Origin of the sequence: Lysobacter sp. ISL-50 (assembly GCF_018612875.1) — a bacterium.
Taxonomy (GTDB): Bacteria; Pseudomonadota; Gammaproteobacteria; order Xanthomonadales; family Xanthomonadaceae; genus Lysobacter.
The window spans coordinates 79,899-95,801 of sequence record NZ_JAGGRI010000035.1 but is presented as its reverse complement, the minus strand read 5'-3'; the positions used below and the strand labels follow the sequence as shown (position 1 = coordinate 95,801).

General features: G+C 66.8%; 12 protein-coding genes and 1 riboswitch. Of the genes, 5 read left to right on the top strand and 7 right to left on the bottom strand.

All coding sequences use genetic code 11. From position 1 onward, the window contains the following. The first annotated feature begins 33 nt into the window (after window positions 1-33). Both J7J50_RS19090 and J7J50_RS19085 read left to right on the top strand, forming a co-directional pair. Window positions 34-717 carry a response regulator transcription factor gene (locus J7J50_RS19090; protein ID WP_215056603.1) on the top strand — a complete coding sequence of 228 codons (684 nt, stop codon included), beginning with the start codon at window positions 34-36 and terminating at the stop codon, window positions 715-717. A 4-nt stretch (window positions 718-721) separates the two neighbouring features. Next, complete coding sequence (locus J7J50_RS19085) at window positions 722-2,065, top strand: HAMP domain-containing sensor histidine kinase (protein WP_343222547.1); 1,344 nt, start codon at window positions 722-724, stop codon at window positions 2,063-2,065. Between the two features lie 194 nt (window positions 2,066-2,259). On the opposite strand, the gene J7J50_RS19080 is transcribed toward J7J50_RS19085, so the two are convergent. The 5 genes from J7J50_RS19080 to metF form a co-directional block, all read right to left on the bottom strand. Next, entirely contained in the window at window positions 2,260-2,781 is a 522-nt protein-coding gene (locus J7J50_RS19080; protein ID WP_215056604.1) for a hypothetical protein, read from the bottom strand. Between the two features lie 342 nt (window positions 2,782-3,123). After that, a complete protein-coding gene (locus tag J7J50_RS19075) occupies window positions 3,124-4,038 on the bottom strand; it encodes a branched-chain amino acid transaminase (protein WP_215056605.1) in 915 nt (304 codons plus the stop codon). Window positions 4,039-4,147: 109 nt separating this feature from the next. Continuing rightward, window positions 4,148-4,864, bottom strand: a complete 717-nt coding sequence (locus J7J50_RS19070; RefSeq protein WP_215056606.1) for a hypothetical protein — start codon at window positions 4,862-4,864, stop codon at window positions 4,148-4,150. Window positions 4,865-5,226: 362 nt separating this feature from the next. Further along, window positions 5,227-6,498: a M12 family metallo-peptidase gene (locus J7J50_RS19065; RefSeq protein ID WP_215056607.1), complete on the bottom strand. Its 1,272-nt coding sequence runs from the start codon at window positions 6,496-6,498 to the stop codon at window positions 5,227-5,229. Window positions 6,499-6,782: 284 nt separating this feature from the next. Then, entirely contained in the window at window positions 6,783-7,607 is an 825-nt protein-coding gene (gene metF, locus J7J50_RS19060; RefSeq protein ID WP_215056608.1) for a methylenetetrahydrofolate reductase [NAD(P)H], read from the bottom strand. A 311-nt stretch (window positions 7,608-7,918) separates the two neighbouring features. On the opposite strand from metF, the gene J7J50_RS19055 reads away from it, so the two are divergent. Further along, entirely contained in the window at window positions 7,919-8,599 is a 681-nt protein-coding gene (locus J7J50_RS19055; protein WP_215056609.1) for a GNAT family N-acetyltransferase, read from the top strand. 272 nt (window positions 8,600-8,871) lie between these two features. Here the strand turns inward: J7J50_RS19055 and ahcY are convergent, their stop codons facing one another. After that, the gene (gene ahcY, locus J7J50_RS19050; protein ID WP_215056610.1) at window positions 8,872-10,317 is read right to left on the bottom strand and encodes an adenosylhomocysteinase; all 1,446 of its coding nucleotides are present in this window, start codon (window positions 10,315-10,317) and stop codon (window positions 8,872-8,874) included. A gap of 76 nt (window positions 10,318-10,393) precedes the next feature. Next, a riboswitch (S-adenosyl-L-homocysteine riboswitch) is annotated at window positions 10,394-10,470 on the bottom strand. A gap of 477 nt (window positions 10,471-10,947) precedes the next feature. Here ahcY and J7J50_RS19045 point away from each other — a divergent pair. Beyond that, window positions 10,948-13,362, top strand: a complete 2,415-nt coding sequence (locus J7J50_RS19045; protein ID WP_215056672.1) for a prolyl oligopeptidase family serine peptidase — start codon at window positions 10,948-10,950, stop codon at window positions 13,360-13,362. Window positions 13,363-13,444: 82 nt separating this feature from the next. Here J7J50_RS19045 and J7J50_RS19040 read toward each other — a convergent pair whose 3' ends face one another. Further along, window positions 13,445-13,834: a DUF3955 domain-containing protein gene (locus tag J7J50_RS19040; protein ID WP_215056611.1), complete on the bottom strand. Its 390-nt coding sequence runs from the start codon at window positions 13,832-13,834 to the stop codon at window positions 13,445-13,447. Between the two features lie 292 nt (window positions 13,835-14,126). Between J7J50_RS19040 and J7J50_RS19035 the strand changes: the two genes are divergently transcribed. After that, window positions 14,127-15,809 carry a LysM domain-containing protein gene (locus J7J50_RS19035; RefSeq protein ID WP_215056612.1) on the top strand — a complete coding sequence of 561 codons (1,683 nt, stop codon included), beginning with the start codon at window positions 14,127-14,129 and terminating at the stop codon, window positions 15,807-15,809. Window positions 15,810-15,903: the final 94 nt, after the last annotated feature.

Genomic DNA, 15,903 nt, shown 5'->3' with positions numbered 1-15,903 from the left:
GCGGTCGAACGCCAACCTACTGGGACGAGCCACATGCGCATACTCGTGATCGAAGACAACCAGGACATCGCCGCCAACCTCGGCGATTTTCTCGAGGACCGGGGCCACACGGTGGATTTCGCCGCCGACGGCATCACCGGCCTGCATCTGGCGGTCGTGCACGACTTCGACGCCATCGTGCTGGATCTGAACCTGCCCGGTCTGGACGGCCTGGAAGTCTGCCGCAAGCTGCGCAACGAAGCGCGCAAGCAAACGCCGGTGCTGATGCTGACCGCGCGCGACAGCCTGGACAACAAGCTCGCCGGTTTCGATTCCGGCGCCGACGACTACCTGATCAAGCCGTTCGCGTTGCAGGAAGTCGAAGTGCGGCTCAACGCGTTGTCGCGTCGCGGCCGCGGCGTGCAGACGCGCGTGCTCAACGCCGCCGATCTGGAATACAACCTGGACACGCTGGAAGTACGCCGCCAGGGCAAGCTGCTGCAGCTCAACCCGACCGCGCTGAAGATCCTGCAGGCGCTGATGGAAGCCTCGCCGGCGGTGGTCACGCGCCAGGAACTGGAAACCCGCGTGTGGGGCGAGGAACTGCCCGACTCCGACAGCCTGCGCGTGCACATCCACGGCCTGCGCGCGGTGGTGGACAAGCCCTTCGATACGCCGCTGATCCAGACCCGTCACGGCATCGGCTATCGCATCGCAGCGCCCGAAGGCAACGGTTGATCGCGTGGCATCAGGGGACCCGGCCGCGACGCGGCTGAAAAAGAAGAAGCGCTTCCGGCGGCGGTTGCGCAGCCGCATCATCTTGTCGTTCGTGCTGCTGGGCTTCGGCCTGACCGCGATGTTCGCCTTCGCCACCAACTGGACCCGCACGCGGGTGGAAAGCCAGTTGGTCGAAGACGTCATGAACCGCAACATCGAGAAGGCCGCGCAGCAGTTCGAGCTGGACCCGGCCAATCCGCAGTTCGGGCTCGATCAAGTCCGCGCGTTCGTCTATACGCCGGACAAGTTCGAGTCGGTGCGGATCAAGCGGCCGGAGTGGTACGAACTCAAGGATGGCATCGTCTTCGTCACCAACGAGGGCGACACCAGCATTCCGTTCGACTACTACATGCTGGCCGTGCGCAAGACGCCCAACGCCTGGTTCTTCCTCGCCTACGACATGACCCAGTCGGCGCGCAGCGAGGCCAAGTTCAATCGCGCGCTGTATCTGTCGGTGCTGGTGTTCACCCTGTTCTCGCTGCTGGTCGGCTGGTGGGCGGCGTCGCGGGTCATGAGCCCGGTGTCGGAGCTGGCGCTGCGGATCAAGCGCTCGGGCCGCAGCGCGCAGGCCGAGGCCTTGGCCGCGCATTTCCCCGACGACGAAGTCGGCCAGCTCGCCGAGGCGCTGGACGATTACGCCGAGCGCCTGACCAACGTGGTCCAGCGCGACCGCGAGTTCAACGCCGACGTCAGCCACGAGCTGCGCACGCCGCTGGCGGTGATCAAGGGCGCGGTCGAACTGCTGCTGTCGCGGCCGAACCTGGAGGACAAGACTCGCAACCGGTTGTTGCGTATCGAGCGCGCCGAGCAACAGTGCACCGACCTGATCAGCGCGCTGTTGCTGCTCTCGCGCAGCGAGCGCGGGCACGGCGCGACCGACATCGCCAAGCTGTCGGAACAACTGCTGGAAGCGCATCGCGCCCAACTCGGCGGCAAGGCGCTGGCGCTGAGCGTGGAAGGCGCGCGCGGCCTGGTGGTGGACGCGCCGGAAGCCGCGGTCGCGGTGGCGCTGGGCAATCTGATCGGCAACGCGGTCAAGTACACGACCGAGGGCGAGGTGGTGGTGCGCTTGCACGATCACTCGGTGGAGGTGATCGACTCCGGCCCGGGCCTGAGCGCCGAGGACGCGGCCAAGCTGTTCGAGCGCGGCTACCGCGGCACCCACGCCGGCCACTCGCAGGGCGGCGGCATCGGTCTGTCGATCGTGCGGCGCTTGTGCGAACTATACGGCTGGGATGTGCGAGTGAAGCCGGGCGAGACCCGCGGTGTGGTGGCGACGCTGACGTTCTCGCGCGCGGCCGCGGGCTAGCCTGGTAGCGGCCGCGGAGCACTCGCGGCCGTGCTGTCAGCGCGTCGGCGCCTGCGTGTTTTCGACGGTGGGATTCGGCGCGACCAACGCCGCCGCTTGCGTCGCCGAACGGATTACCGAGCCGGGCGACCGCGCGACGACTACGTAGGCTTACCTCGCCACGCACCGCCGCATGTCACGGCGACGGTGCTCGCTCAAAGCACCTGTACCCGCTTCACGCACCGCCGGCCGGTGCTTTGGCCGGACGCGGACGCATCGCCTTGCGGATACACCGCCACGCGCATGCCGGGGCGGTCGAACCCGTCGCTGATGAAGCGGCCGTGTTCGCCGTGGTAGGGCGTGCGCTTGAAGCCCATGGCTTCCAGCCGGGCGGTGAAGGCCGGGTAATCGAGTTCGCACAATTCCGCGATCGGCGGATCAGCGTCGGGCGCAGCAGGGTCGAAGCTGAAATTGAAGCGCGCGCCGATCGTGCGTTGCAGATCGACTTCGAAATTCTGGTTCCAGTGCGCGTTGAGCGCCTCGCCGTAGCCGTAACGCTGCGATTGATCGCGTGCGCGCCGCACCTCTACGCCCATCGCCTGGGTCAGGCGCTCGGGCGTGAACTCCTCCACCCGCGTGGTGGTGCGGATCAGCTCTAGCAGGCGCGCGAGCATCGGTTGCGCGCTGAGCTGGGGCGCGGCGGCGGAGCTTGCGTCCGCCGGGGGCGTGGTCGTCATCGTGGAGCGCTCCTGGGCCGGTTGTGCGCGCGGCCGCGTGTCGGCCCCGGTATGCGCGCAAGCGCTGACGGCGAGCGCGGCGACTGCGGCGAGACAGGGAACTGCGTGGCGGACGGACATGCCGGCCTCTCGGGCGAATGCGCTCAACGAGCTATACGCGCGCGGCGACGGCGCTGTCAAATGCATGCGGCGAGGTTGCGATGGGCGCCGCGCTCGCTCGGCGGCGTCCATCGAGGCGCCAAAAACGAACGACCCGCAGGACAGGCCTGCGGGTCGTGGGGGCGCGCGCGGTTGCGGCATCGGCCGCGGCGATGCGATCGCCGCGATCGCGCGCTGACGCGATTACTTCACCGCTTCCAGCCAGCCGTACTTGTCCGCGGTCTTGCCGTTGAACAGGCCGAAGAACAGCTCCTGGATGCGCTCGGTCACCGGACCGCGACGGCCGGTGCCGACCTGGCGGCCATCGACCGAACGGATCGGGGTGATCTCCGCGGCGGTGCCGCACATGAACAGCTCATCGCACAGGTACAGGTATTCGCGCGGCAGATCGCGCTCGATCACTTCGATGCCGACGTCGCGCGCCAGGGTGATGATGGTGTTGCGGGTCAGGCCGTTGAGCAGCGCCGCACTCACCGGCGTGGTGTGCAGCGCGCCGTTGAAGACCAGGAACAGGTTCTCGCCCGCGCCTTCCGACAGCAGGCCGGTGGAGGCCAGCGCGATGCCTTCGCCGAAGCCCAGGCGCCGCGCTTCGCGCGCGACCAGCTGGCCCGAAAGGTAATTGCCGCCGGCCTTGGCGCCGGCCGGAATGGTGTTGGGCGCGAACCGCTGCCAGCTCGACACGCAGGCGTCGATGCCTTCTTCGAGCACGCTGGCGCCCAGGTACTGGCCCATCTTCCAGGTCGCGACCGCGACGTCGGTCGGCGTGTCGGCCGACAGGCCGAAGCCACCCAGGCCGCGATAGGCGACCGGACGCAGATAATCGGTGGTATTGCCGTTGGCCTTGATGACTTCGTGACAGGCGTCGTTGAGCTGCGCCAGCGAATACGGAATGCCCATGTCGTAGATCTTGGCCGACGCGAACAGACGGGTGTTGTGGTCGTTCAAGCGGAAGATGATCGGACCGTTCGGCGTGTCGTAGGTGCGAATGCCTTCGAATACGGAAGAGCCGTAATGCAGCGCGTGCGACATGACGTGGGTGGTCGCTTCGGCCCAGCGCTTGATCGCGCCGTTATGCCAGATCCATTCGGGGTATTGCATCGTCGGCTTCCGTGGTCGGGTGGGGAAACCGCTATTGTGCCCTGCGCCGGTACTCCGGCCCAACCGACGCCGAGGTATGTGCTTTGCCGCACGAGGGCGGCGCGCCCGTTCAGCCTTTGATCCACCAGCAGCCGAAATGGCGGGTCAGTCCGAACACCGTGCGCGACGGCGTGACGCCGTTGCCCAGGGTTTGCTCCAGACGCAGCGCTACCGGTGCGCGACGTTGCGCGACCGGCGCCGCGGCTTCGCTCTGGTCGGCGGTGGCGGCGGGCGGTGCGGCCTCGGCGTCCATCCCGGCCGGACGGCCCAGGCCGGTGGCCGGCGGCGGCGCGGAGGGGACCGGCGGCAACGGCGCGAGCGCGGCATTGGGCGCCGCCGGCGGCAGGGTGGTCCATTCGCCGGCCGCGGGCGCGGCCACGGGCACGGCCGGCATCACCGGCGCGATGTCGAGCAGCGGCCGTTGCGCGATCGCATCCAGGCGCTCGATCACCGAATAGGCTTTCGCGTCGGACATGCCGGCCCAGTGATACACCGAGGCGAGCTTGTTGCCGTCGTGCGCGTCGATGGCGGTAGTGATCTGGCCGACCAGATCGCGCAGATTGCGCGCGCAGCCGCCGGTGTAGGCCGGTGGTTGCGCTTGCGCGGCGCCGCGCGGCAGGCGATCGACGCCGCCGACCGTGGCGCAATCGCGATCGGTGTAGACCGAATTGCCGCGCGTGTCCGTGCAGCGGCGGATCTGCGCCTGGGCGGCGCCGGGATGCAGCGCGGCCGCGGTCAAGGCGAGCGGAGGCAGCAGGGACAGGCAGAGTCGGGCGAACGAAGGCATCGGCGAAGACTAGCGCCGGGGAGCGGTCGTGGACAGTGCGCAGGCGTGGATTTGCGGATGGGGTGGGGAGGTGCGGGAAGGCGCTCGATGGCTTCGAGGTAAGGCTTGAAGCGAAAGTTTCTGGTGATTTGAATGAAAAGCATCGGGGCTGAAGCTCCCTCCCACAAAAGCCTCCCTCCCACAAGAAACTTCGCGAGCGGGAAGGCTTTTGTGGGAGGGAGCTTCAGCCCCGATGCTTTCCTATCAGATATTACGAACCCCCAAAACAAACTCGCCGCCGCAAACACCGCGGCGGCGAGCTTCACACAGAACATCGAGCGGACGCAGCTACAACCCCACGCCCCGCGCGATCGCAACCATCATCAGCGGAACGCCGCCACCGTGGTCGCGCGTTCGTTCAACACCCGGGCGTTGTTGCTCTTGGCCGCGGTGCCCATCGGCGCGCCGTTGTAGGTGATGTTCGGATTCGACCAATAGTTCAGACGCGGACAATTGACCGGGCAGTTGTAGGCCATGATCGTGCGCCAGGCGTTGCTCGGGCCCCAATAGCCGTGGCCGTAGGGATAAACCGTGTTGGTGCCGTTGCTGGGATCGTGGTGCGCGCCGAAGTTATGCCCGATCTCATGCGCGAAGCTGTAGTAACCGGTCATGCAGCTGGCGCCGACCACGCTGAAGGCGCTGGCCGCGTTCGAGTTCAGATAGCCCAGGCCGCAGTACGCCGGATCGGTGATGACCAGGACGCTGACGTCGGCGGTGATGCTGTTGCGGGTGGCGTGATAGCTGTCGAGGTAGCCGTCGCTGGTGCCGCGGAAGCGGCTCAGGTCGGTGTCGAAACCGGCGGTGACGTAGCTGTTGGTGTATTGCCCGGCCAGTACGAAGCGCACGTTGACCGCGCTGTTGGCGAAGCTCTGGTTGCTCTCGGTGATCGCCAGGTTGGCCTTGGTCAAGGTGTTGCCGACCGCGTTGGCGGCGGCCTGGGTGTAGACCACCATCACCCGCACGGTCGAGATCGCCTTTTCGCCGGCCGCGGCTTCGTCGAACTTGGGATCGTTGAGGAACGGCACGATCGGCTTGGCGGTGTAAGCCGCGGCCGGGTGATCCGGCGGCATCAGCGCTTCGTTAATCAGGCTGACGGTGTGGCCGCCGTTCTTGAGCGGATCGATGCGATACAGCTTGCCGCCGCTGCGCACGGTGCCGGACATCTGGTCGCCCTGGCGCACGATGATGGCGGACTCTTCCGGATTGTCGATCAACTCCGCGCCGGTGAACTGATTGATGCGCTTGAGCTGGGCCTTGGGATCGCCGACCAGGCCTTGCCAGATCACGATGCCGTCGGGCTTGCTTTGCGCCTGCAGCTTATGCGCTTTGAGATTGACGCCGGGAGCGAGGTTGAGCAGCAGTTCTTCCTGGTTCACGCTGATCTGCGCGGTGTCGGCGCGGACCAGATCGACCTTGACCGCGGCGCGCTCGGCCTTGACCGCCTTGTAGGCGGTATCGGTGTTGGCGCTGCGCAGCACGGCGTTGGCGGGCGAGGAGAACAGCGGTGCGGGCGAGGCGGCCGAAGCGGCGCCGGCGAAGCCCAGCGACAGAGCGATGGCGAGATTCAACGGCAGCAGTTTATTGCGTGCGGACATCATGATGCTCACTCTCCATAGAGGACCGCTGCGCGCCGCGAACCCGTGGCCTGGGTCCGCGACGGCGGTCGCGAGGGCATCGCTCGTCGCGGCGATGCATCCTGCAAGCAGTGAGCTACCGCGCCGTCTCGGCGCTCAAGACCGAACTTGTCCTAGGACAAGATCAAGGTGAGAACTGCCTTAGCAGTTCGTCGCAGGTATTAGACCTGGATATTATTTTTTGTGACGAACCGCATCCGTTTAAATGTACATGAACGGCTGTTTCGCGGCCGCCGCGGGCCGCCTCAGGCGATGCGCGACAACACCGTCAAGGTCGGCTTGGCCAGATTGAGCGTGTAGAAATGCAGGCCCGGCGCGCCGCCTTCGATCAAACGGCTGCACAGTTGCGCGACTACGTCGGCGCCGAATTCGCGGATGCTGTCGGCGTCGTCGCCGTAGGCCTGCATGCGCTGGGCGATCCAGCGCGGAATCTCCGCGCCGCACATGTCGGAGAAACGCCGCAACTGGCTGAAGTTGGCGATCGGCATGATGCCCGGCACGATCGGAATATCGATGCCGGACGCGCGCACGTCGTCGACGAAACGGAAGTAGGCATCGGGGTTGTAGAAGTACTGCGTGATCGCGCCGTTGGCGCCGGCGCGGACCTTGCGCTTGAAGTTCTCCAGATCCGAATGCGCGTCGCGCGCTTGCGGATGGGTTTCCGGATACGCGGCGACTTCGATGTGGAAATGGTCGCCGGTTTCGGCGCGAATGAATTCGACCAGTTCGTTGGCGTAGCGCAGATCGCCGGCGCTGGCCATGCCCGAGGGCAGGTCGCCGCGCAGCGTGACCAGGCGCTTGCAGCCGATGTCGCGATACAGCGCCAGCAGTTCGCGGATCTCCACGCGAGTGCCGCCGACGCAGGACAGATGCGGCGCGGCGTCGAGCTTGTGCTTCTGGCGCAGCCGGCGGATGGTTTCGGGCGTATAGCTCAGGGTCGAACCGCCGGCGCCGAACGTGCACGAGACATAGTGCGGCGTGTACGGCTTGAGCTTGGCCGCGGTCTTGTCGAGCTGGCTGCGCTGATCGTCGGTCTTGGGCGGGTAGAACTCGAAGCTGATGGGCAGCATGGGCGGGGCCGCGGCGGCGTGGGCGAGAAGTATGGGGATAATATCTCTTTATCGCGATGAATCAAATTTGTTTTGGCGGGGTTGGTTGCCGCGGAAACGGGGCGGGGCTGAGCTGGGAAGGGGCGGCGGGGTCACTCCGTGGCATCGCGTGGCGAGTACAGGGGCATGCAAGCGCGGCCTTGCGGGCCCGAAGCGGCCTGATGAGATCGAACCGCCGCCTGGGCGGACATGCCTGCCCATTCGGCCGTGCCGGCTGCGTTCGCCGCGCCACTGCGCTATAGATTCCGCATCTCCGGTTCGAACCGCGCGCCATGCCCGACCACGTCCTCGATAACCCCATCTGGCAATCGCTGAGCACCCGTCATCGCGACCTGGCCCTCGGCCAAGGCGACGCCGCGCGCTACCCCGCATCGATCGCGCCGTTTCTCGGCGTCGCCCGCCACGGAGAAGCGATGGACGCATCGCTCGCCGCCCTGGTCCCGCCCGGCGACACCGCGCTGCTACTGGGCCGCGCGCCGAGCGTCGGACCCGGCTGGGAACTGCGCCACATGACCGACCTGGCGCAGATGATCTGCCCCGACCCCATCGCCGCGGCCGACGCCACGAACATCGTCGAACTCGGCCCCGGCCAGCGCGACGACGTACTGGCCCTGACCGCGCTGGTCTACCCGCACTACTTCCGCTCGCGCACCATGGACCTGGGCCGTTACTTCGGCATCTACCAAGGCGATCGCCTCGCCGCGATGGCCGGCGAGCGCATGGGCACGCACGACTGCACCGAACTCAGCGCCATCTGCACCCACCCGGATTTCCTCGGCCGCGGGTACGCGCGCCGGTTGCTGATCTTTTTGTCGAACGACAACCACGCACGCCGACGGATTCCGTTTTTGCATGTGAGCCACGAGAACCCACGGGCGATCGAGTTGTATGAGCGCAATGGGTATCGGTTGCGGCGGGATATTCCGTTTTGGTCGTTGCGGCGCAGTGCATAGGGCGCGGTGGATGGACAACGGGCGGGTGAAGCAAATCCCCCCTGCCCCCCTTTTTCAAAGGGGGGAACAGCAACGGCAACGGCGATTGGGGGCGCGAACCGTCGCCTCTGTGAGAAGTCGCCCCCTTTGAAAAAGGGGGCTGGCGCCTGCGTGCTGCGTCTCGGACGAATCCGACTGCGCCGGGGGATTTGCTTTGCCATGTCGCCCCAAAAAAACGGGCGCCCGAAGGCGCCCGTCTGTCATCGCACTAACCCGCCCGACGGCGGAGCCGATCAGTAGCGGTAATGATCCGGCTTGTACGGACCGTCCACCGACACGCCCAGGTACTTGGCCTGGTCGTCGGTCAGGGTGGTCAGCTTCACGCCGATCTTTTCCAGGTGCAGGCGCGCGACTTCTTCGTCGAGCTTCTTCGGCAGGATGTAGACCTTGGCCTCGTAGCTGTCCTTGTTCGCCCACAGGTCGATCTGCGCGAGCGTCTGATTGGAGAACGAGTTCGACATCACGAAGCTCGGGTGGCCGGTGGCGCAGCCCAGGTTCACCAGGCGGCCTTCGGCCAGCAGGAAGATCGAGTTGCCGTTGGCGAAGGTGTACTTGTCGACCTGCGGCTTGATGTTGAGGTGCTTGGCGCCGGACGCCACCAGCGCATCGACCTGGATCTCGTTGTCGAAGTGGCCGATGTTGCAGACGATGGCCTGGTCCTTCATGCCCTGCATGTGGGCCAGGGTCAGCACGTCCTTGTTGCCGGTGGTGGTGACGTAGATGTCGCCGCGGCCGAGGGTGCTCTCGACCGTGTTGACTTCGAAGCCTTCCATCGCCGCCTGCAGGGCGTTGATCGGGTCGATCTCGGTGACCACGACGCGGGCGCCGTAAGCGCGCAGCGAGTGGGCCGAGCCCTTGCCGACGTCGCCGTAACCGCACACCACCGCGACCTTGCCGGCCAGCATCACGTCCATCGCGCGCTTGAGGCCGTCGGCCAGCGATTCGCGGCAGCCGTACAGGTTGTCGAACTTCGACTTGGTGACCGAGTCGTTGACGTTGATCGCCGGGACCAACAGGCCGCCGGCTTCGGCCAGCTGATACAGACGGTGCACGCCGGTGGTGGTTTCTTCCGACACGCCCTTCCAGTCGCGCACGACGGTGTGCCAGAAGCCCGGACGCTCGGCATGCACGCGCTTGAGCAGGTTCTTGATCACCTGTTCTTCGTGATTGCCCGACGGGGTGTTGACCCAGCCGTCGCCGTTTTCGAGCTCATAGCCCTTGTGGATCAGCAAGGTGACGTCGCCGCCGTCGTCCACGACCAGCTGCGGGCCGAGGTGCTTGTCGTTGCCGCTGCCCGGGAAGGTCAGCGCGGCGAGGGTGCAGTCCCAGTATTCCTCCAGCGACTCGCCCTTCCAGGCGAACACCGGGGTGCCGCTGGCGGCGATCGCCGCGGCGGCGTGGTCCTGGGTCGAGAAGATGTTGCACGAGGCCCAGCGCACGTCGGCGCCGAGGTCGCGCAGGGTCTCGATCAGGACCGCGGTCTGGATGGTCATGTGCAGCGAGCCGGTCACGCGCACGCCCTTGAGCGACTGGGCGACGGCGTACTTCTTGCGGATCGACATCAGGCCCGGCATTTCGTGCTCGGCGATGTCGATTTCCTTGCGGCCCCAATCGGCCAGGGAAATGTCGGCGACCTTGTAATCGCCTTCGGTCGAGAAGGTCTTGGGTAGTGCGTTCATTGGGAGGAGCTCCAGTTCTTTGGGGAGCCGGCGGGATGCCGGGTCCGGCGAGCCTCGGCAGGGAACGCCGATGGACTCAAACCGGGCGCCGTTGGGGCCTACACCTCGCCGAGCCTGGCCGTGGCGTTCACGGTCGCAGCGCCCCTCGGCGGGTTGAGCGGACAGTATATCGCGGCGCCCATGGCGGCCGCACGACACCGGCCGCGCGGGCACGCTGAATCCGCCCCGGAACCCCGCGCCGGGCCGTCCATCGCCCACGCCAAAGCCCGCGCCGGCAACGGCTTTGCATGGTCTGCCGGCATCGGCGCATCCGCCGCCGCCGGACCTGCGGGCGGCCCCAATGGCATACGCCGGCGGTCGCGGCCGCGGGCTAAGCTCGGGCGGGCGCTGCGCACGCCCGGCGGTCGCGCCGGCCGTCGCGCGGGGCGCAGCCGACGTTCATTCCTTGAGGATCGCAACGATATGAAATCCAACGCGCGACGTTCCGGCCGCGACGGCCTGCTTCCGCCCGCTCCGCGCCGCCGCGGCCTGCTGCTGAGCCTGCTGGCGCCGGCCCTGGCGCTGGCGCTGCTGACGCCGGATGCGTCCGCGCGCACCGCCAAGCCCGCCGCCGCGCCCGCACCGCAGGCGATGGCCGACGGCTACCAACTGCCGCCCAAGCCGCTGCAGGCCATCGTCGATGCGCCGCGTCCGCCGACGATGTTCCTCAGCCCGCGCCGCGACACCGTGGCGATGGTGCAAACGCCGTCGCTGCCGGGCATCGCCGTGGTCGCGCAGCCCGAGCTCAAGCTCGCCGGTCTGCGCATCCACCCGCGCGTGCACGCGCAAAGCCGCTTCAGCTTCGGCGCCGGATTGAGCCTGCTCGATGTCGAAAGCGGCAAGCGCCTGGAGATCGAAGGCCTGCCGTCGCCGCTGTCGCTGGCGACCCTGCAGTGGTCGCCCGACCAACGCTGGATCGCTTTCAACCGCGTCGATGCCGCCAGCGGCGCCAACGAGCTGTGGCTGGTCGAACGCGAAACCCGCCACGCCCGCAAGCTGGCGTCCGGGCTCAACACCGTCGGCGGCAACGGCTATGCGTGGATGCCCGACAGCCGCCGCCTGCTGATCCAGTTGCAGCCGCAAGCGCTGGGCGAGCCGCCCGCCGGCGATGCCGCTCCGAGCGGCCCGGCCGCGCAGGAAACCCAGGCCAGCCAGACCGTGCGCCAGATCCGCACCTACCAGGATCTGCTGCGCAACGAAAACGACGCGCGCGTGTTCGAGTACTACCTGCGTTCGCAACTGGCCACGGTCGATCTGACCGGCCAGATCGCCAAGGCCGGATTGCCCGCGCTGTACACCGAAGCCGCGCCGTCGCCGGACGGCCGCCACGTGCTGGCGATAAAACTGGAGCGACCGTTCTCGTACCAAGTGCCGGCATCGATGTTCGCCCACCGTATCGAAGTGCTGACTCCCGACGGCAAGTTCGAACACGAAGTCGCGCGCGTGCCCTTGATCGACGGCCTGCCCACCGGCAACGACGCGGTGCCGGTCGGCGTGCGCGATATCGACTGGCGCAGCGACGCGCCGGCGACCCTGGTCTGGGCCGAAGCCCAGGACGGCGGCGATCCCGCGCGCGCGGCCGAAGTCCGCGACGCGGTGTTGATGCAGGCCGCGCCGTTCGAAAATCCGCCGCAGACCATCGCGCGCCTGGGCTCGCGCTTCGAACGCGCGCGCTGGAGCGACGGCGACCTGGCGCTGATCGACGAATTCTGGTGGAAGACGCGCAAGATCCGGCAGTGGCGGATCGCCCCGGATCACGGCGACCGCGAGCCCGAGCTGGTGTTCGAAGGCTCCAGCGAAGACCGCTACAACGCGCCCGGCGACCCGCTGATGCAGCGCGATGCGAACGGCTTCGAGCGCCTGCTGCGATCGGCCGACGGCGCCAGCCTGTACTACGCTGGCGACGGCGCATCGAGCGAGGGCGATCGTCCGTTCGTCGATCGCCTGAATCTGGCCGGCAAGCAGAAAACCCGCCTGTTCCACTCGCAGGCGCCGTACTACGAAAAACCGCTGATGCTGATCGACGACGCCGGCACGCGCCTGCTGACGATGCGCGAGTCGCCGACCGAACCGGGCAACCTCAACCTGCGCGATCTGAGCCAGGCCGACGCCAAGCCGCGCGCGCTGACTCAGTTTCCGCATCCCACCCCGCAGCTGCGCGATATCAAGAAAGAGCAGATCCGCTACAAGCGCAGCGACGGCGTCGAACTGACCGCCAACCTGTATCTGCCGCCCAACTACGACGCCAAGCGCAACGGCCCGCTGCCGATGCTGATGTACGCGTATCCGGCCGAATTCAAATCCGCCGACGCGGCCAGCCAGGTCACCGGTTCGCCTTATCGCTTCAACGCGGTGAGTTACTGGGGCCCGTTGCCGTATCTGGCGATGGGCTATGCCGTGCTCGACAACCCGTCGATGCCGATCGTCGGCGAAGGCGATCGCGAGCCCAACGACACCTACATCCAGCAGCTCACCGCCGACGCCCAGGCGGCGATCGACGAAGTGGTGCGGCGCGGCGTCGCCGACCGTAACCGCATCGCCATCGGCGGCCATTCCTACGGCGCGTTCATGACCGCCAACCTGCTCGCGCACACGCGCCTGTTCAAGGCCGGCATCGCCCGCAGCGGCGCCTACAACCGCACGCTGACGCCGTTCGGCTTCCAGTCCGAGGAACGCAACTACTGGCAGGCGCAGACCACCTACGAGGCGATGTCGCCGTTCAACTTCGCCAACCAGATCAAAGACCCGCTGCTGTTGATCCACGGCGAGCAGGACAACAACTCCGGCACCTTCCCGATCCAGAGCGAGCGCCTGTTCGCCGCGATCAAGGGCCTGGGCGGCAAGGCGCGGCTGGTGATGTTGCCCAACGAAGCCCACGCCTACCGCGCGCGCGAATCGATCATGCAACTGCTGGCCGAGACCAACCGTTGGCTGGATCTGTATGTGAAAAATGCCAAGCCGGAAGCGCCGGCCTCGACCAAGAGCGCATCGTCGGCGGCGAAATAAGCGCATCGGCCGCGGAGTGCATTCGCGCTCCGCGGCCGCGTCAGCCGATCGCCTGCGCGACTTTTCGCGCCGGCGCGCTGCCTCAGCGCGTCCGTCGCGCCGGCGCGCGCAGCAACTTGCGCAGGCCGGCGACGATCGCGAGCAGCGCGCCGGCGAAGATCAGCAGCCAACCGATCGGCAGCAGGCCGAAGGGCTCGTGCAGGAAGCCTTGTTCGTCGATGGTCGAACCGATCGAAGCGAACGCGAGCAAACAGCCGCCGCCCAAGGCGAGCAGCGCGAGCGACAGCGTGGACAGCGAAAATAAACGAGTCATTGCGGGTTCCTGCGAGTGGGGACGTCGGATCGCGGCGATGTCGGGGCTCAATGCGACGACATCGGTATCGCGATGCCTCGCAGGTTGGGTGGCGCTTGTGGGCTGGGGATGAAGCCAGGGTGAGGCGGCGCGGCGACGGTTCATGTGCGTCGTGGCCATGCAATCGACTCGTAACGGCGGAGGCTACGGGCTCGCGGCGCCGACATCGCGGTGGAGCAAAGCCGTCATCGAGCGGCGATGACGGCTTATCGCCCGAGCCGCAAAAAAAAGCAGCTTTCGTGACGTTTTTTTTACAGCGATACAGCCTTCGCAAAGCGAATCGAACCTTCGCAACTGTGACGCCGCGCATGAGATCCGAATTATGACAGCCACGACCTAGGGCCTCTCCCAGGTTTGACGATGGGCCGCGCTTCCTACACTGCGCGCAACTCATCCCCCCGAGGCTTTCCCCATGAACATGCCCGCAATCGATGGCGGCGGCGGTCCGGTTTATCAGCCGCAGACGCAGCCGAGCACGTACAAAGTCGGTTACAACGAAACCGTCGCCGAGATCGCGGACAAGTTCGGCATCACCCCGCAGGCGCTGCGCGAGGCCAATCCGCAGTTGTTCAGCGACAAGGCGCGGCGCGACGAAGCCCGGATGACCGGCCAGGCCGATCCGATCTTCCACGGCGACGACCTCACTATTCCGGCCGCGCCGCAGAGCGTCACGCAAGATCCGATGTCGAGCCCGTACAAGGCGACCCACGGCGCGCCGACCAGCGAATACAGCGCCGGCAACGCCAACGGCAGCATCACCTGGAATCCGGGCGCGGGCAGCGTCAAGCTCACCGGCAAGCTCGATCACACGCCCGCCGGGCAGGACGGCAACAAGGTCCAGTTCAAGGTGAAGGCCGAGGGCGAACTCGCCATGTCGATCGCGAACAAGAACGGCAACACCGAGATCCAGGTCACCGGCGCCGAGGTCACTCTGCTCAGCGCCAAGGGCGGCGTCGGCGGCAAGAACGCGATCGAAGGCGAAGCCAGCAGCGGCGAAGGCTTCCGCGCCCGCTACAAGGTGATCCTGCCCGGCGAAAACCAGAACCCGGCCACGGCGGCGACGATCAACCCGTTCGATCCGACCACGATCCCGAAGGGCGCGACGGTGATCATGGACGGGCAGGATTATCAGCAGACCGAACTGGCCGGCTCGTTCCGCCATATCGGCTTCGAGACCAAGATCAAGGACGGCGAGGGCGTGAGTTACTCGGTGACCAAGGTCGACGACACCCACGTGCAGGTGATGAGCGGGCCGAACAAAGCCTTCGAGGCCTTCAACGGCGCGGGATTTCGCTTCGACAAGGGTTCGGTGATGCTCGGCCGCCAGGACAACCTGGGCGAGTCGAACGTGCGCACCGCGACGTTCGATCTGGCCAATCCCGACGGCCAGGCCGCCTACGCGCATTTCAACGCCACCGGCGAAGTCGCGCACCAGACGCCGGGCGTGAGCGAGGTGGCCTCGATCGAACGCTTCGACTTCTCCTCGCAGGGCCGCCTGCAGGCCAAGATCAAGCCGTTCGGCAGCGCCGAGTTGAAGGCGGACATCGCGCTGAATTCGCCCAACACCGGCACCTTCACCCAGACCACTTACCCGGACGGCTCGGTGGCGCTGACCAGTCAGGTCAAATACGGCGACAACGTCCCGCTCAACCTCACCCAGCGTTTCGATGCGCAGGGCACCGAGATCCTGTCCGAGCGCACCTACCAGTTCACCGTCAACACCGGCGGCGCCAACGGCGCCAACGTGGCCAAGATGCTCAACTGGGCCGCCAGCGGCGGCGCCAGTCAGGACGGCGCCATCCATGCCAATCAGACCGTCAAGCTGACTTTCACCGAAGCGCAGATGTCCGCCCTGAACCGCCAGGCCGACAAGGCCGGCGACACGCTCGGCGGCATGAGCCAGCCATCGCTGATGGCGCACGACTACGACGGCAACTCGATCAGCAACTATCAGTTCTCGGTGTCGATGGCGCGCAACCTCAACCAGAACGACTACGGCTTCGCCAAGGGCCTGTTCGAGATTTCCGACGGCGCCGACGGCAACATCGCGCAGCGCAATTACGAGCGCATCGATATGGACGTGAAGACGTCCTGAGCGACACGGTTCGCTCACCCAAGCTCACCGCCGCTCGCGCGGTGAAGGAAAAAGGCCGCCGATGCGGCCTTTTTCCGTGTTGGTGTTGAGGCTC